This window comes from Roseomonas nitratireducens (assembly GCF_017813355.1).
In the GTDB taxonomy this organism is placed as follows: Bacteria; Pseudomonadota; Alphaproteobacteria; order Acetobacterales; family Acetobacteraceae; genus Neoroseomonas; species Neoroseomonas nitratireducens.
Window position 1 is genome coordinate 41,714 of the sequence record NZ_JAGIYZ010000026.1, and the last position, 14,883, is coordinate 56,596.

Here is a 14,883-nt window from a genome sequence, read left to right on the forward strand (position 1 = left end):
CTTTCCCGCCGGGGCGTGGCCATGTCCGACCCTGATGGAAGCAGATGCCGACCTGCCCGCGCTGCTTGCCGCCGTCGCCGCGGGTGACCGCGCGGCGCTGCGTGGCGTGTATGAACGGCAGTCGGTTCGCCTCTTTGGTGTGGCGAACGCCATCCTGCGCGACAGGGACGCCGCCGCCGACGCGCTGCAGGACGCCTTCGTGAAGGTCGCGCGCCGCGCGGGGCAGTTCGACCCGGCGCGCGGCGCGGCGGAAGCCTGGCTCGCCTCCATCGTCCGCCATGCCGCGCTCGACATCATCCGCGCCAGGGGACGGGAGACGCCGACGGACGACCCCACCCTCGGCGACGAGGCCGTCGCCCCGGAAGCCGAGGAGAAGCTGGCCGCGAGCAGCGAGGGCCGGCGCCTGCAATACTGCCTCGCGGGGCTGGAGCCGAAGAACCGCGAGGGCATCATCCTCGCCTTCGTGCACGGGCTGTCGCATCCGCAGATCGCCGCGCGGCTCGGCACGCCGCTCGGCACCGTGAAGTCCTGGATCCGCCGCGGATTGCTGGCGCTGCGGGAGTGCCTGGCATGATCCCGACCGACCCCGCCGAACGCGACGCGCTGGCCGGCGAATACGTGCTCGGCACGCTCGATGCCCGCGCGGCGGCCGAGGTCGCGCGCGCCATGGAGACCGACGCCGCGCTGCGCGATGCCGTCGCGGCCTGGGAGGCGCGGCTCGCGCCGCTGACCGTCCTCGCGCCGCCGGAAGCGCCGCCGCCGGGGCTGTGGGACCGCATCGCCGCTTCGCTCGACGGGCCGCGCGCCGCGCCTGTTGGCAAGAAGCCGGGTTTCTGGCGCTTCTGGGCGCTGGGGGCGACCGCCGTCGCGGCGGGGCTCGCCGCGCTGCTGCTGGTCCGTCCGGCGCCGGAGCCGCGGCTGATGACCGTGCTGCTCACCCAGCGCGACCAGCCCGCCTGGCTGGTGGAAGCCGATGGCGGCGCGCTGCGCCTCGCCTCGCTGAACCCGCAGCCGGTGCCCTCGGACCGCGTGATGCAGCTCTGGGCGCTGCCGCAGGGGGCGAGCGCGCCGACCTCGCTCGGCCTCATCCCGGCCGAGCAGGGGCGGCTGACCGTGACGCCGGCGACCATCCGGCCGGAGCCGGGGATGCTGATCGAGATCACGCTGGAGCCGCCGGGCGGTTCGCCCACCGGGCGGCCGACCGGGCCGATCCTGTTCATCGGTCGGCTGGCGGCGGCGCGCGGCACCTAAAAAAACTTCGCCCGCGCCTGCATCCACCCCCGCATCCGGCCCGTAAGGCGGTCAGCGGGGCCGAACGGCCTCGCCTGGGAACAGGAGAGACCGCCATGACGACCAGCCTTCGCCTCGCCCTCGCCGCCTTCGGGATGATCGCCGCGGCCAGCCAGGCCCACGCCGCGACGCTGATCGGCCTGACCGCCGACAACGCCATCCTCAGCATCGACAGCGAGACGCGCCGCGCCGGCGCGCCCATGCGCATCACGGGCGCCGATGGCCGCGTGCTCGGCATCGACCAGCGTCCGCAGGATGGCCGCATCTACGGCGTGACCGAGCGCGGGCAGATCGTGACGATCGACCCCGCGACGGGCCGCGCGACGCAGGTCAGCCGGCTGAACACCGAGTTCCAGTCCGGCGGCCGCGCCGTGGTGGACTTCAACCCCGTCGCGAACCGCCTGCGCCTGATGGGCATGAACGGCACCAACCTGCGCGTGAACGTCGACACCGGCGAAGCGGTGCGCGACGGGCAGCTGAAGTACGCCGCCGGCACGCCCTTCGCCGAGACGACGCCGCGCATCGTCGCCGGCGCCTACACCAACAGCATGACCGGCGCGCAGGCGACGGCGCTGTATACCATCGACACGCTGACGCGGTCCTACAACCTGCAGGCGCCGCCCAATGACGGCGTGCAGCAGCCGCGCGGCCAGGTGGCCGATGCGCTGCCGCCCGGCGTGGCCTTCGACATCCTGGCGGACGGGCGGGGCGGCAACATGGGCTTCGCGCTGATCGGCGGCACGCTGCATCGCGTGAACCTCGAGACCGGCGCGGCGAGCGCGCTCGGCGCCGTCGCCGGCCTGCCGGCGGCCGAGGTGATCGACATCGCCGCCACGCGCTGACGGCCCCCGCGCGCCCTCGCCCGGCCCGTCAACAGCCCCACGGCGGAGCCCTCCCGCCACCGGGCCGGAGCGAGGGAAAGCGCCACCGCCCCCGATCGGGGGCGGTGGTTGCGCGTGTGAGCGCAACAGGCGGAAGGCGCGGCGCCGCCGCGCGCGGCAGGATCGCCGCATGAGCACCTTCCGCTGCATGCCCATCGACACCGACGCCGCCGCCCGCTTCCGCGCCACCGGGCGCGACGACCGCGGCGGGCCCGTCCATCTCCGCGAGGTCACCGGGCCCGGCTTCCCGTGCCGGCATTGCCTGCGCCTCGGCCGGCCGGGGGAGCGGATGCTGCTCGCCTCCTGGGACCTGCCGCTGCCGCAGGGGCCGTACTGGACGCCATCGCCGGTCTTCGTCCACGCGCATGACTGCGCGCGCGGCGAGATCCTGGACGCGCTGCCGGAGACGGTGACGGAGAACGCCATCGTCTCGCTGCGCCACTACGATGCGCAGGGCATGGTGCTCTACGACCTCGGCGTGGTGGTGCCGGGGGAGGAAGCGGAGGCGGCGCTGCGCGCGCGGATCGACGATCCGCGCGTCGCCTACGTCAACATCCACACCGCGCGGCCGGGCTGCTGGCTCACGCGGGTGGAGAAGGCCTAGAAGCCGACGAGGTCGCCGCCCTTCAGCTTCAGCATCGCCCGCGCTTCCGCGGGGGTGGCGATCTCGAGCGACAATTCCTCGAGGATGCGGCGGATCTTCGCCACCTGCTGCGCGTTCGACGTGGCCTGCTGGCCCTTGCCGATCCACAGGCTGTCCTCGAGCCCCACGCGCACATTGCCGCCGAGCATGCCGGCCATGGTGCAGAAGGGCATCTGGTTGCGCCCGGCGGCGAGCACGGACCAGACATAGTCGTGGCCGAACAGCCGGTCCGCCGTCTCCTTCATGAACATCAGGTTGCGCGGCTCGGCGCCGATGCCGCCCAGGATGCCGAAGATGGTCTGGGTGAACAGCGGCGGCTCCACCACCTTGCGGTCGAGCATGTGCGCGAGGTTGTACAGGTGGCCGACGTCGTAGCACTCGAACTCGAAGCGCGTGCCGTGGCCCTTGCCCAGCCGCTCCACGATCTGCTCGATGTCCTGGAAGGTGTTGCGGAAGATGTAGTTGGTGGTGCCTTCCAGGTAGGGCTTCTCCCACTCGTGCTTGAAGTGCTTCACGCGCGCGGCGGACGCCGAGATGTTGAAGTTCATCGAGCCCATGTTGAGGCTGCACATCTCCGGCTTGGCCAGCAGCGGCGCGGCGAGCCGCTCATCCACCGTCATGCCGAGCCCGCCGCCGGTCGTGATGTTGATGACCGCGTCGGTGGACTGCTTGATGACCGGCAGGAACTGCATGAAGACGGCCGGGTCGGGCGTCGGACGGCCGTCGATCGGGTCGCGCGCGTGCAGGTGGATGATGCTCGCCCCGGCTTCCGCCGCCGCGATCGACTGCTCCGCGATCTCCTGCGGCGTGATGGGCAGGTGGTCGGACATCGAGGGCGTGTGGATCGCGCCGGTGACGGCGCAGGTGATGATGACCTTGGACATGGCTGGTTCCTCCGCGATGGGCGCGATCCTGCCCAAGGCGGCGGCGCGCCGGAAGGGGGCGTGACGCCGGGAGTGCCGATCCCCTAGCGTTCCAGGTTCGCAGCAGGAGCCCGCCATGACCGTCACGCTCGTCCGCGGCCGCCACGTGATCGAGCGCGTCGCGGATCGCGACCATGCTGTGATCCACGACGACGGCGCCGTCGCGGTGCAGGGGGACCGCGTGGTCGCCATCGGGCGCTTCGCCGACCTCGCGGCACGATACCCCGGCGCGGCGATGCTGGGGTCCGACCGCCACGTCGTCCTGCCGGGACTGGTGAACAGCCACCATCACGTGGGGCTGACGCCGGTGCAGCTGGGGTCGCTCGACCAGCCGCTGGAGCTCTGGTTCGCGACGCGTATGGTCGCGCGCGACGTCGACCTGCATCTCGACACGCTCTACTCGGCCTTCGAGATGATCGGCTCGGGCGTGACCACCGTGCAGCACCTGCACGGGCGCGCACCCGGCGCGATCGGGGATGTGGAACGCGCGGCGCGGCAGGTGATCGGCGCCTACCAGGCGATCGGCATGCGCGCCTCCTACTCCTACGCCTTCCGCGACCAGAACCGGCTGGTCTACGAGGACGACGCGGCCTTCATCGCCCGCCTGCCGCCCGAACTCGGCGCGCGGCTGGCCGAGAACCTCGCCCGCTTCCACATCACGGCGGACGAGTATTTCGACATGGTGCTGCGGCTGGCCGACCACGTCGCCGGCGACCCGCGCATCGCGGTGCAGCTCGCCCCCACCAACCTGCACTGGGTGTCCGACCGGGCGCTGGACGGGTTCCGGGAGGTGTCGGCGCGCCACAACCTGCCGATGCACATGCACCTGAACGAGACCGCCTACCAGAAGCGCTACGCCCGGCTGCGCGGCGGCGGCACGGCGCTGGACCACATCGCCCGGCACGGGCTGCTCGGGCCGAGGATGACGCTGGGGCACGCCGTCTGGCTGACCGAGGCCGACATGGACCGCGTAGCCGAGACCGGCACGCTGATCTGCCACAACGCGAGTTCCAACCTGCGGCTGCGCAGCGGCGTCGCCTGCCTGGGCTGCTTCGCCCGCCGCGGCATCCGCGTGGCCATGGGCATGGACGAGGCCGGCATCAACGACGACCGCGACATGCTGGCGGAGATGCGGCTGGTGCTGCGCCTGCACCGCGTCCCCGGCATGGACCCGGCCGAGGTGCCCTCCGCGCCGGAGGTGCTGCGCATGGCGAGCGAGAATGGCGGCCTGACCACGCCCTTCGGCGCCGCGATCGGCACGCTGACCCCGGGGTCCTTCGCCGACCTGTCCCTGATGCGCTGGGACAGCCTCGCCTCGCCCTATCTCGATCCGCTGATCCCGGTGGTCGACGCCGTGCTGCTGCGCGCCAAGGCCGAGGGGGTGGAGACGGTGATGATCGGTGGGGAGGTGGTGATGCGGGACCGCCGCTTCACCCGGCTGGACCGGGAGGCGGCGCTGGCCGAGCTCGCCGCGCAGCTCGCCTTGCCGCTGCGGCCGGAGGAGGAGCGCCGCCGCGCGCTGGCGCGCGACATCCTGCCCCATGTGCGGGATTTCTACGCGGGCTACCTCGATGGCGAGGTGCGGGCGCCCTTCACGGCGCCGAATTCCCGCATTTGATCCCGGCGGTCGAATGCTTCGACCGCTGGCAGGCCCTTTCTGTGCCCTCAAACGCCGGGCGCAAACTTCCAGTTTGCTTGGCTTCGCCGGACGTCCGGCGGGCCGCCTTCGCGGCCTCGGCACGAGTCAGAGACTCGTGCCGCCAGCATGACCGGCACAAAAAAGGGCGGCCGCCCCGTGGGGCGCCGCCCTTGCCGTTGCCGGCCGGGAAGGGGCCGTCAGGCCGCCTTCTTGGCCTGGGCGCGTTCCAGACGGCGCTTCAGCAGGCGCGCCTCGTCCGGCAGGCGCCGGTCCGGCGTGCCGAGCAGGAAGGCGTCGAGCCCGCCATTGTGCTCCACCGTGCGGATGCCGTTGGTCGACAGGCGCAGCTTGATCGGCGCGCCGAGGATTTCCGACCAGAAGGAGGTTTCCTGCAGGTTCGGCAGGAAGCGCCGGCGCGTCTTGTTGTTGGCGTGGCTGACGTTGTTGCCCGTCAGGACGCCCTTGCCGGTGATGCCGCAGCGGCGGGCCATGGTGGTCTTCCCGAAACGATCAGGGCGCACGGGACATTCCCCGCGCGCCGGTGGATGCGATGAAGGCGCGGCTTGTGGCCCAGACGGGCCCTTCCGTCAAGCCTGGGCCGGTGGGGGCTGGCGCGCCTCGGCCAGTTCGCCGCTCTCGACCGAGGCCAGAGCGTTGCGCAGCACGGCCGCGACCGCCCGGTCGTCCATGGTCCGCGCCAGCAGGCCCAGGGCGCCGCCAAGCAGGGCGGAGGCGATGGAGATCGGGTCGATATGCTGCTCCATCATGTACTCGATCGCCTTGTCCACCACCGATCCGGCGTGGCTGAGATCCTCGGGCGCGCCACCCATGGCGTCCTGCTGCATGCGGCGTTCTCCTTCTTTCCAGGCCAGATGGGGCGGGCGGGGGCGGTCTGTAACCCCCTGTTACGCGATGGATTCGCCAAGCCGCCCGGCGCGGGGGCGGTCGAGGTCGGCCTCGGCCTGGGCGCGGGCCGCGGCCTCGGCGGCCGCGACGGCCTGGGCCTGGCGGCGCCACATCTCGGCATAGAGGCCATCGGCGGCGATCAGTTCGGCATGGGTGCCGCGCTCGGCGATGCGCCCTTCCTGCAGCACGATGATCTCGTCCGCCTCCACCACCGTGGACAGCCGGTGCGCGATGACCAGGGTGGTGCGGTTGCGCGCCACGTCGCGCAGCGCGGCCTGGATTTCCTGTTCCGTACGGGTGTCGAGCGCGCTGGTGGCCTCGTCCAGCACCAGGATGCGCGGGTCCTTGAGAATGGTGCGCGCGATCGCGACGCGCTGCTTCTCCCCGCCCGAGAGCTTCAGACCGCGCTCGCCCACCCGGGTCGCGTAGCCTTCGGGCAGGCGGATCACGAAGTCATGCACCTGCGCGGCGCGGGCGGCGGCCTCGACCTCTTCGTCGGTCGCGCCCGGCCGGCCATAGGCGATGTTGTAGCGGATGGTGTCGTTGAACAGCACGGTGTCCTGCGGCACCACGCCGATCGCGCGGCGCAGGCTGCCCTGCGTGACGGACTGCACGTCCTGGCCATCGACCGTCACGCGCCCGCCGGTCGCGTCGTAGAAGCGGAACAGCAGGCGGGAGATGGTGGATTTCCCCGCCCCCGTCGGCCCGACGATCGCCAGCATCCGCCCCGGCGGGACGGTGAAGGTCACGCCCTTCAGGATCTCCCGGTCCGGGCGGTAGCCGAAGCGGACATCCTCGAAGCGGATCTCCCCCTGGCCCCTGGCGAGGTCCGGCGCGCCGGGCGCGTCGCGCACTTCGGCCGGGACCTCGAGCAGCGTGAACATCTGCTCCATGTCCGTCAGCCCCTGGCGGATCTCGCGATAGGCGAAGCCGAGGATGTTGAGCGGCAGGTAAAGCTGGATCAGGTAGGTGTTGACCATCACCAGGTCGCCCACCGTCATGGTTCCCGCCGCGATGCCCGACCCGGCCAGCAGCATGGTCACCGTCAGGCCGACCGCCATGATGAAGGCCTGGCCGGCGTTGAGCATGTTGAGCGTGGTCTCGGACCGGACATAGGCGCGCTCGTAGCGCGTCAGGCTGTCCTCGTAGCGCCGCGCCTCGTGGCCCTCGTTGTTGAAGTACTTCACCGTCTCGTAGTTCAGCAGGCTGTCCACCGCCTTGGTGTTCGCCTCCTCATCCGTCTGGTTCATCTGGCGACGGAAGCGCAGGCGCCAGTTGGTGAAGGTCAGGGTGAAGGCGACATAGGCCGCGATGGTGCCGAGCATCGTCAGGGTGAAGGACAGCGCGAACATCCACCACAGGATGATCGCCACGAACAGGATCTCGACGATGGTCGGGATGATGTTGAACAGCAGGAAGTTGAGCGAGGTGGCGATGCCGCGCACGCCCCTTTCGATGACCCGGGACAGCCCGCCCGTCGCGCGGTCCATGTGGAAGCGCATGGACAGCGCGTGCAGGTGCTCGAACACCTCGAGCGCCACGCGCCGCCCGGCGCGCGCCTGCACCTTGGCGAAGATCGCGTTGCGCAGTTCCGCGAAGGCCGAGGACATGACGCGCAGCAGCCCGTAGCCGAGCAGCAGCGCGACCGGCACGGTGGCCGCCGCGGCCATGCCCGATTGCGGCGCCAGCGCATCGACCGCGCGGGCATAGGCGATGGGCACCAGCACGTTCGCCGCCTTGGCGGCCGCGACCAGCACGAGCGCGGCGACGACCCGGATGCGGAGCTCCGTCTCCCCCTGCGGCCAGAGATAGGGCGCGATGCGCATCAGGGCGCGCATGTGGCCGCCGTCGGCGGTGGGCTTGGCAGGGGGCAAGCGATGGACTCCGGTCTCGGCGAAGGCAGATGGGGCCGTCCGCCCGGCGCGGGAAGCGCCCGCCCCGCATGGGAGCCATCGGCGCGGCGGATGCAAGCCCCCTTCATGCCGGCCCCGGCGGGCAACGGCCCTGGCGCCGCCGGCAGCCGGCGCGCGGCCGCCCCGCGCGCGGGCCCTGTCGCGCAATGGTCACGCGCGGCGTCAGCCCGCCGGCCGGCGCGCCGCGACCAGGAAGCCGCCTGCCACCGCGGCCGCCACCGCCACCAGCAGCCAGGGCACCGGCCCGTAGGTGCCGGCGCCGTCCCACCGCAGGGCGAGCACGAGCGGCGCCACGGTGCGCGGCAGCACCGCGAAGGCGGACAGCGCGCCGGTGACGGTGCCATAGCCCTCCCGCCCCAGGATCTCGGCCGTGCCGGCGGCACGGACGATCGCCAGCAGCCCGTCCGCCACCGCCCACAGCACGACGAAGCCGAGCGTCAGCACGAGGCTTCCGGGCCCGAGCGCGAGGCAGAGCATGCCGAGCGGCACCAGGCCCGTCGCGAAGCGCCCGACCGCGCGCATCGTGACACCCCGCCCGAGCGTGTAGAGCAGCACCCGGGCCGCCACCTGCGCCGGCCCATGCGCCGCCGCGAGCAGCAGCACCGTCGCCTCCGGCCAGCCGCGTTCGCGCAGCAGCGGGATCAGGTGCGCGGCCAGCCCCGTGCCGATGAAGGCGTGCGCGGCGAAGCACAGGGCAAGGCCGAGGAAGGCGCGCTCGCGGATCCTCTCCCGCAAGGGCCGCCCGGTCGGCGCCGCGGCGCCACGCGGCGGCACCCGCGCCTGGCGCAGCATGGCGAAGGTCAGGACCGCCGCGCCCGCCTGCAGCGCGGCCAGCGCGCCGAGCGCGCCGCGCCAGCCGAACGCGGCGATCAGCGCATCGGCCAGCGGCAGGAAGACCGTGCCGGTGAAGCCGGTGATGAAGGTGATGGCGGTGATCGTGCGCGTCGGGTCGCGCGCCTCCGCCACCACCACCGCCATGGCGGAGTTCCAAAGGCAGGCCGCCTGGGCGAGGCCGATCAGCACCCAGATCGCGATATAGGCCGCCGGGTCGCGCACCAGCGCGAGGGCCACCAGCAGCAGCGCGGCGGCGGCGGCGCCGAGGCTCATCAGCCCCCGCGGCCCGCGCCGGTCGAGCCAGCGCCCGGCCGGCACCGCCGCGATGCCGGAGGCGAGCAGCGCCGCCGTGAAGCCCGCATTGAGCAGCACGCGCGACCAGCCGAGCTCGGCTTCCATCGGCGCGACCAGCAGCGGGAAAGGCGTGTAGAGCGCGCCCCAGCCGATCACCTGCATGGCCGCGATGCCCCAGACCAGGGTGCGGTCGGACAGGCCGCGCGCGTCGCTCACACCGTGAACTGTTCCGCGATGATGCGGTCCGACAGCCCGTGGTCGGGGTCGAACAGCAGGGTCAGGGTCACGTCGCGGGCCTCCCGCACCTCGACGCGCGCCACGTCGCGCACCTCGGTGTAGTCGGCGACGGCGGCGACGGGGCGCTTGTCGCGCTCCAGGATCTCGAACACCACCACGGCGTCGGAAGGCAGCAGCGCGCCGCGCCAGCGCCGCGGCCGAAAGGCCGAGATCGGCGTCAGCGGCAGCAGATTGGCCCCCAGCGGGATGATCGGCCCATGGGCGGACAGGTTGTAGGCGGTGCTGCCCGCCGGGGTCGCGACGAGCACCCCGTCGCAGATCAGCTCGGCCACGCGTTCCTTGTCGTCCACCAGGATGCGGATCTTCGCCGCCTGGCGGCTTTCGCGCAGCAGGGAGACCTCGTTGATCGCCAGTGCCTCGACCGGCGCGGCGCCGTTCGCCTGCGCCACCATCCGCAGCGGATGCAGCGTCGCGGCCTGGGCGGCGGCAATGCGCTCGGGCAGCGCATCCTCCCGGTAGTCGTTCATCAGGAAGCCGACCGAGCCGCGGTTCATGCCATAGACCGGGATGCCGCGGCCGAGGAAGCGGTGCAGCGTCTCCAGCATGAAGCCGTCGCCGCCGAGGGCGACGATCACCTCCGCCTGCTCGGGCGGCGCCGCGCCGTAGCGGGCTGCGAGGGCTTCCTGCGCGAGGCGGGCGGGCTCGTTCTGCGCGGCGAGGATCGCGAGCCGCGGGGCGGTCACGTCGCGGCCTTCGCGACCCAGGCGCGCGCGGAGTCCCGATGCTGGTCGAGCGGCATGCCGGCGCGCACGCGCGCGGTCACGGCCGGGTCGATCCGCGCCGTCGCCCAGCCGGTGCCGTCGCTGCATTTCGCGACCACATGGCCCCAGGGGTCGACCACCAGGGAATGGCCGTAGACGCTGCGGGTCGCGCCGCGCTCCTCGTAGCTGCCGTAGGAGGCGGCGGCGAGGATCCAGCACTGGGTGTCGATCGCGCGCGCGCGCATCAGCGCTTCCCAATGGTCCTTGCCGGTCTGCAGCGTGAAGTTCGACGGGACCAGGATCGCCTCCGCCCCGCGCCGGCGCAGTTCCTGGAACAGTTCCGGGAAGCGCACATCGTAGCAGATGGTGCAGCCGAGCCGGATGCCGGCGACCTCGAAGAAGGCGAGGTCCGATCCCGCGCCGTACAGCGCGCTTTCCCGATAGCCCGTGCCGTCCGGCGCCGTGATGTCGAAAAGGTGGATCTTGCGGTAGCGCGCGAGTTCCGTCCCGTCCGGGCCGAACACCAGCGTCGTGTTGAACAGCTTCTCCCCGCCATCCTCGATGATGGAGCCGCCATGGACGGTGATGCCGTGCGCGCGGGCGAGGCCGCGCAGCATCTCATAGGCCGGCCCGCCGGCGCCGCCCGGTTCGGGCAGCAACTCGGCCGCCGCGCGGCGCGCGTCGCGCCCGCCGCCGAGATTGGTCCAGGTCTCCGGCAGGGTGACGAGATCGGGCCGGTCGGCCGCGACGGCGGATTCGATCAGGCGGCGGGCCTGGTCGAGGTTGGCAGCCTTGTCGCTGCCCTGGTTCATCTGGATGACGCTGGCGCGCATGGGCGCATCAAGCCACAGGCGGGCGGGGCGGGATAGCGCCCGCGATCAGCCCTTGGTCTGCGGCCAGTCGAGCCGTGGTTCGGCACGGCGCGCGCCGCCGCCCTCCGCGCGCGCCGCCGGCGGCGGCACCGGTACGCCGAGCCGCGGTTCCGCGGGCCCGGCGCGGCCGGGCGTGCGGGTGGGCGGCGCGACCCAATCCTCCTCGACCAGCGGACGGGCGGGTGGCGGCTGGCGGACCAGGGCGCGGATCTCGGTGCGCAGGTCGGCGAGTTCCGCCTCCACCGCCTCCAGCCGCGACTTCACGCCGAACACGGCATAGGGCATCGCCAGGAAGGCGAGCAGCGAGACGCCGAGGGCGACGAGCAGCACCAGCCCGACCCACTCCGGCAGGCCGGGGATGGTCAGGCGCGCGGTCAGCGCCTGGAGGGTGTCAGCCACCGGTCATGCTCATGTGGCGGGCCACGGCGGGGCGGTTGCGGCGACGGTCGATCACGAAGTCATGCCCCTTCGGCTTGCGCGCGATCGCGTCGCGGATCGCCTGCGCGAGCGCTTCCTCGCCCACCGAGGGGTCGCGCAGCAGCTCGCGGAACTCGGCCGCGTCGTCCTGGCCGAGGCACATGTAGAGCGTGCCGGTGCAGGTCAGCCGCACGCGGTTGCAGCTTTCGCAGAAATTGTGGGTCATCGGCGTGATGAAGCCGATGCGCCGGCCGGTTTCCTTCACCGTCACGTAGCGGGCGGGCCCACCGGTGCGGTAGTCGCTCTCCTCCAGCGTCCAGGACTGCCGCAGGCGGGAGCGGACGAGGGAGAGCGGCAGGTACTGGTCCGTGCGGTCGCCGCCGATGTCGCCGAGCGGCATGGTCTCGATCAGGCAGAGGTCGAAGCCGTGCTCGCCGCACCAGGCGACCATGCCGTCGAAGGCGTCCTCGTTCACGCCCTTCAGCGCCACGGCGTTGATCTTGATGGCGAGCCCCGCCGCCTTGGCGGCGAAGATGCCGTCGAGCGTCTGCTCGATCTTCCCCCAGCGCGTCACGGCGGCGAAGGTCGCGGGGTCGAGCGTGTCGAGCGAGACGTTGATCCGCCGCACGCCTGCGGCGACGAGGTCTTCCGACATCTTCGCGAGCTGCGTGCCGTTGGTGGTCAGCGTCAGTTCCCGCAGGCCGCCCGCGCCGAGCCGCGCGCCGAGGCTGCGCACCAGCGTCATCACGCCCTTGCGAACGAGCGGCTCGCCCCCCGTCAGGCGGATCTTGTCGGTGCCGAGGGCGATGAAGGCGCCGCAGAGCCGGTCCAATTCCTCGAGCGTCAGGATCTCCCGCTTCGGCAGGAAGGTCATGTCCTCCGCCATGCAATAGACGCAGCGGAGGTCGCAGCGGTCCGTCACCGAGACCCGGAGATAGGAAACGGCGCGCCCGAAGGGGTCGACCAGCCCGGCCGGGGAGGGGTCAAGTGCCTGCATGGGCGGGATTTGGGGCCGATGGGCCCCGCCCCGCAAGCCCCCTATCCGAACAGGGCGAGCCCGCCGGCCCCGAGCAGCACCGCCATGGCGAAGGGCCGGTAGAGCCGTTCCGGGATCACGTGGAACAGCCGCGCCCCTATCGGCACCGAGATCGCCATGACCGGCAGCAGCACGGCCAGGCGCAGCAGCACCGGCAGGTCGATCAGCCCGCCCAGCAGGGGCGGCACGACCGAGACGACGGCGATGGTCGCGAAGAACAGGATCAGGTTGGCCCGGTGCCGCTTCGCTTCCTCCAACCCCGCGAGCAGGTAGAGGATGACGGGCGGCCCGCTCATGCCGGTCGAGCCCTTCAGCAGCCCGGCCAGCGTGCCGACGAACAGGTTGAGAGGCAGCGGGCGGGACCCGCGGTAGCGCCAGCCCGACATCAACAGCAGGCCGAACACCAGCACGAAGCCGCCGATGAAGCGGCGCAGGGATTCGCCATCCGCCGTGAACAGGATCCAGGCGCCGAGCGGCGTCGCGAGCGCCGCCGCGCCGCCCAAGGGCAGCACCACCCGCCGGTCGGCGTCCTTAAGCGCCCCGGGCAGCAACTGGACGGACACGAGCAGTTCCATCAGCAGCATGATCGGCACGCCGGCCCGCGGCCCCCACAGCAGGGAATAGACCGGGGCCAGGATGACGGCCGTGCCGAAGCCGGAATAACCGCGCATCACCCCGGCCACGATGGTGGCGAGGATCGCACCCGCCAGCCGCCAGTCGCCGAGCACCGGCCAGGCCGCATCGACAAGTCCCGTCACCGCGCTGGCCCGTCCTCGATCTCGAGTGCGATCACGGCGGCATTGATCAGGACCTTGCCGGCATGCTCGAAATTGACCGTGATCCGGTCCCCGACCACCGATTGCACCTGGCCTATGCCCCAGTCGGGCTGCGCGGGGTGCCGGACGCGCATGCCGGGTTCGATGATTTCGGTCACGGGATGGGGCGGTAAGGTCCTGTCAGGAGACGAGAGGATACCGTCCGCGGCGATGATGCAAGGGATGCCCCGGGCGATGCCCCAAGAAGCCACCATGCCGGACCTGCGCCTCGTGCGCCTCGTTGGACTGCGCCTCTGCCACGACATCGGCGGCGTCGCCGGCACGATCGGCAATGCGCTGGAAATGCTCGATTCGGTCGGGTCGGAGGCGGCGACGCTCGCCACCGACGCCTCCGACGTGCTGCGCCGCCGCCTGACGCTCTGGCGCGCCCTGCTGGGCGGGCAGGGCGACATGACGCTCGACGCGCTGCTCGGACTGCTGGGCGGGCAGTTGGCCGGCGGGCGCGCGCAGGCCGATGCCGCCACGCTCGACCCCTCGACCCGCGTGCCGGAGGAGATGGTCCCCGTGCTGCTCTCGGCCATGGTGCTGGGGGGGGAGGCGCTGCCGCGCGGCGGCCATGTCCGCCTTGCCGGCGATGCGGGCCGCGAATGGGCGATCTGGCCGGAAGGCCCGAAGGCGGCCTGGCCGGCGGCGCTGCTGCGGGCGATCACGGGCGGCGCGCTGCCCGAGGACCCGTCCGGGCGCGATGTGCTCGTCGTGTGGCTGGCGGCGCTGGCCGGCGCGGCCGGCGTCCGGCTCGCCCTCGCGGTGCCGCCGGGCGAAGGCGCGGGGCCGCTGCTGCTCTCGGTTCCTCGCTGACACCGCGCGCGGCCGCCATTTCTCGCGGCCGCGCGGATTGCTGATCCACGCCTTTACGAAATATTCGGCCCGACCCTTCCATGCTCCGCCCACCAATTGAGTGGGGATGTCATGGACGACCTTCTGGCGGACTTCCTGACCGAGACGCATGAGGGGCTTGAAGCGCTGGATTCGGCCCTGGTCCGACTCGAGCGCTCGCCCGACGACCAGCCGACGCTCTCGGAAGTCTTCCGTCTCGTGCACACGATCAAGGGCACCTGCGGCTTCCTCGGCCTGTCGCGCCTCGAGGCCGTCGCGCATGCCGGCGAGAACGTGCTCGGCCGCTACCGCGACGGCACGCTCGCCGTCACGGCCGAAGGCATCACGCTGATCCTCTCCGCGCTCGACCGGATCAAGGCGATCGTCGCCGGTCTCGAGGCGACCGGCGCCGAGCCCCCGGGCGACGATGCCGCGCTGATCGAGGCGCTCGACGCCGCCTATGAGGGCCGCGAGGTCGCGCCCGCCGCCGCGCCGCCCGCCGCCGAGCCGGTTCCGGTCCCGGTCGCCGAGGCCCCGCCCGCGCCCGTCGCCGCGCCCACGCCCCCGCCCGCCCCGGTCGCGGAG

Annotated in this window: 18 protein-coding genes; 7 read left to right on the forward strand and 11 right to left on the reverse strand. The window is 72.5% G+C overall.

Annotated elements, in window-relative coordinates; all coding sequences use genetic code 11:
• The first annotated feature begins 34 nt into the window (after positions 1-34).
• The 4 genes from J5Y09_RS20605 to J5Y09_RS20620 all read left to right on the forward strand — a co-directional run bounded on the left by J5Y09_RS20605 (position 35) and on the right by J5Y09_RS20620 (position 2,775).
• On the forward strand, positions 35-574 hold the full coding sequence (locus J5Y09_RS20605) for a sigma-70 family RNA polymerase sigma factor (protein ID WP_209353742.1): 540 nt from the start codon (positions 35-37) through the stop codon (positions 572-574).
• Positions 571-1,251 (forward strand): anti-sigma factor, encoded by a 681-nt coding sequence (locus J5Y09_RS20610; RefSeq protein ID WP_209353743.1) that lies wholly within the window; start codon positions 571-573, stop codon positions 1,249-1,251. The genes J5Y09_RS20605 and J5Y09_RS20610 overlap by 4 nt, the downstream gene beginning before the upstream one ends.
• Positions 1,252-1,346: 95 nt before the next feature.
• Positions 1,347-2,132 carry a DUF4394 domain-containing protein gene (locus tag J5Y09_RS20615; protein WP_209353744.1) on the forward strand — a complete coding sequence of 262 codons (786 nt, stop codon included), beginning with the start codon at positions 1,347-1,349 and terminating at the stop codon, positions 2,130-2,132.
• A 169-nt stretch (positions 2,133-2,301) separates the two neighbouring features.
• On the forward strand, positions 2,302-2,775 hold the full coding sequence (locus tag J5Y09_RS20620) for a DUF1203 domain-containing protein (protein WP_209353745.1): 474 nt from the start codon (positions 2,302-2,304) through the stop codon (positions 2,773-2,775).
• Here the strand turns inward: J5Y09_RS20620 and kce are convergent.
• Positions 2,772-3,698, reverse strand: a complete 927-nt coding sequence (gene kce / locus J5Y09_RS20625; RefSeq protein ID WP_209353746.1) for a 3,5-dioxohexanoate:acetyl-CoA acetone transferase — start codon at positions 3,696-3,698, stop codon at positions 2,772-2,774. The two genes, J5Y09_RS20620 and kce, sit on opposite strands and share 4 nt — an antisense overlap.
• Positions 3,699-3,813: 115 nt before the next feature.
• Between kce and J5Y09_RS20630 the strand changes: the two genes are divergently transcribed.
• Positions 3,814-5,355: an amidohydrolase family protein gene (locus J5Y09_RS20630; RefSeq protein ID WP_209353747.1), complete on the forward strand. Its 1,542-nt coding sequence runs from the start codon at positions 3,814-3,816 to the stop codon at positions 5,353-5,355.
• 218 nt (positions 5,356-5,573) lie between these two features.
• Here J5Y09_RS20630 and rpmB read toward each other — a convergent pair whose 3' ends face one another.
• From rpmB to J5Y09_RS24470, 10 genes are all read right to left on the reverse strand, one after another.
• Positions 5,574-5,867, reverse strand: a complete 294-nt coding sequence (rpmB, locus tag J5Y09_RS20635) for a 50S ribosomal protein L28 (protein WP_198374788.1) — start codon at positions 5,865-5,867, stop codon at positions 5,574-5,576.
• A gap of 96 nt (positions 5,868-5,963) precedes the next feature.
• The gene (locus tag J5Y09_RS20640) at positions 5,964-6,221 is read right to left on the reverse strand and encodes a hypothetical protein (RefSeq protein WP_209353748.1); all 258 of its coding nucleotides are present in this window, start codon (positions 6,219-6,221) and stop codon (positions 5,964-5,966) included.
• Between the two features lie 60 nt (positions 6,222-6,281).
• On the reverse strand, positions 6,282-8,120 hold the full coding sequence (locus tag J5Y09_RS20645) for an ABCB family ABC transporter ATP-binding protein/permease (protein ID WP_209353749.1): 1,839 nt from the start codon (positions 8,118-8,120) through the stop codon (positions 6,282-6,284).
• 237 nt (positions 8,121-8,357) lie between these two features.
• A complete protein-coding gene (locus tag J5Y09_RS20650; protein ID WP_209353750.1) occupies positions 8,358-9,539 on the reverse strand; it encodes an MFS transporter in 1,182 nt (393 codons plus the stop codon).
• Positions 9,536-10,303, reverse strand: coding sequence for an NAD kinase (locus tag J5Y09_RS20655; protein ID WP_209353761.1), 768 nt, complete (start codon positions 10,301-10,303; stop codon positions 9,536-9,538). Before J5Y09_RS20655 ends, J5Y09_RS20650 begins: the two co-directional genes overlap by 4 nt.
• Positions 10,300-11,154, reverse strand: coding sequence for a carbon-nitrogen hydrolase family protein (locus tag J5Y09_RS20660; protein WP_209353751.1), 855 nt, complete (start codon positions 11,152-11,154; stop codon positions 10,300-10,302). Before J5Y09_RS20660 ends, J5Y09_RS20655 begins: the two co-directional genes overlap by 4 nt.
• A 45-nt stretch (positions 11,155-11,199) precedes the next feature.
• Positions 11,200-11,592 carry a hypothetical protein gene (locus J5Y09_RS20665; RefSeq protein ID WP_209353752.1) on the reverse strand — a complete coding sequence of 131 codons (393 nt, stop codon included), beginning with the start codon at positions 11,590-11,592 and terminating at the stop codon, positions 11,200-11,202.
• A complete protein-coding gene (gene moaA / locus J5Y09_RS20670; RefSeq protein ID WP_432761243.1) occupies positions 11,585-12,607 on the reverse strand; it encodes a GTP 3',8-cyclase MoaA in 1,023 nt (340 codons plus the stop codon). Before moaA ends, J5Y09_RS20665 begins: the two co-directional genes overlap by 8 nt.
• A gap of 41 nt (positions 12,608-12,648) precedes the next feature.
• Positions 12,649-13,404 (reverse strand): sulfite exporter TauE/SafE family protein, encoded by a 756-nt coding sequence (locus tag J5Y09_RS20675; protein WP_342451519.1) that lies wholly within the window; start codon positions 13,402-13,404, stop codon positions 12,649-12,651.
• Positions 13,401-13,556 carry a DUF3553 domain-containing protein gene (locus tag J5Y09_RS24470; protein WP_245217296.1) on the reverse strand — a complete coding sequence of 52 codons (156 nt, stop codon included), beginning with the start codon at positions 13,554-13,556 and terminating at the stop codon, positions 13,401-13,403. The genes J5Y09_RS20675 and J5Y09_RS24470 overlap by 4 nt, the downstream gene beginning before the upstream one ends.
• Positions 13,557-13,656: 100 nt before the next feature.
• Between J5Y09_RS24470 and J5Y09_RS20685 the strand changes: the two genes are divergently transcribed.
• Together J5Y09_RS20685 and J5Y09_RS20690 are read left to right on the forward strand one after the other, a co-directional pair.
• Positions 13,657-14,280, forward strand: coding sequence for a histidine phosphotransferase family protein (locus J5Y09_RS20685; protein ID WP_245217292.1), 624 nt, complete (start codon positions 13,657-13,659; stop codon positions 14,278-14,280).
• Positions 14,281-14,391: 111 nt separating this feature from the next.
• On the forward strand, positions 14,392-14,883 hold a 492-nt coding region (locus J5Y09_RS20690; protein WP_209353755.1), incomplete at its 3' end, for an Hpt domain-containing protein.

What these genes read in the sequence shown, in the direction of transcription:
- J5Y09_RS20605 (WP_209353742.1), top strand. Translation starts at nt 35, where the DNA reads ATGGAAGCAGATGCCGACCTGCCCGCGCTGCTTGCCGCCGTCGCCGCG.
- J5Y09_RS20610 (WP_209353743.1), top strand. Translation starts at nt 571, where the DNA reads ATGATCCCGACCGACCCCGCCGAACGCGACGCGCTGGCCGGCGAATAC.
- J5Y09_RS20615 (WP_209353744.1), top strand. Translation starts at nt 1,347, where the DNA reads ATGACGACCAGCCTTCGCCTCGCCCTCGCCGCCTTCGGGATGATCGCC.
- J5Y09_RS20620 (WP_209353745.1), top strand. Translation starts at nt 2,302, where the DNA reads ATGAGCACCTTCCGCTGCATGCCCATCGACACCGACGCCGCCGCCCGC.
- kce (WP_209353746.1), bottom strand. Translation starts at nt 3,698, where the DNA reads ATGTCCAAGGTCATCATCACCTGCGCCGTCACCGGCGCGATCCACACG.
- J5Y09_RS20630 (WP_209353747.1), top strand. Translation starts at nt 3,814, where the DNA reads ATGACCGTCACGCTCGTCCGCGGCCGCCACGTGATCGAGCGCGTCGCG.
- rpmB (WP_198374788.1), bottom strand. Translation starts at nt 5,867, where the DNA reads ATGGCCCGCCGCTGCGGCATCACCGGCAAGGGCGTCCTGACGGGCAAC.
- J5Y09_RS20640 (WP_209353748.1), bottom strand. Translation starts at nt 6,221, where the DNA reads ATGCAGCAGGACGCCATGGGTGGCGCGCCCGAGGATCTCAGCCACGCC.
- J5Y09_RS20645 (WP_209353749.1), bottom strand. Translation starts at nt 8,120, where the DNA reads ATGCGCGCCCTGATGCGCATCGCGCCCTATCTCTGGCCGCAGGGGGAG.
- J5Y09_RS20660 (WP_209353751.1), bottom strand. Translation starts at nt 11,154, where the DNA reads ATGCGCGCCAGCGTCATCCAGATGAACCAGGGCAGCGACAAGGCTGCC.
- moaA (WP_432761243.1), bottom strand. Translation starts at nt 12,607, where the DNA reads ATGCAGGCACTTGACCCCTCCCCGGCCGGGCTGGTCGACCCCTTCGGG.
- J5Y09_RS24470 (WP_245217296.1), bottom strand. Translation starts at nt 13,556, where the DNA reads ATGCGCGTCCGGCACCCCGCGCAGCCCGACTGGGGCATAGGCCAGGTG.
- J5Y09_RS20685 (WP_245217292.1), top strand. Translation starts at nt 13,657, where the DNA reads ATGCCCCAAGAAGCCACCATGCCGGACCTGCGCCTCGTGCGCCTCGTT.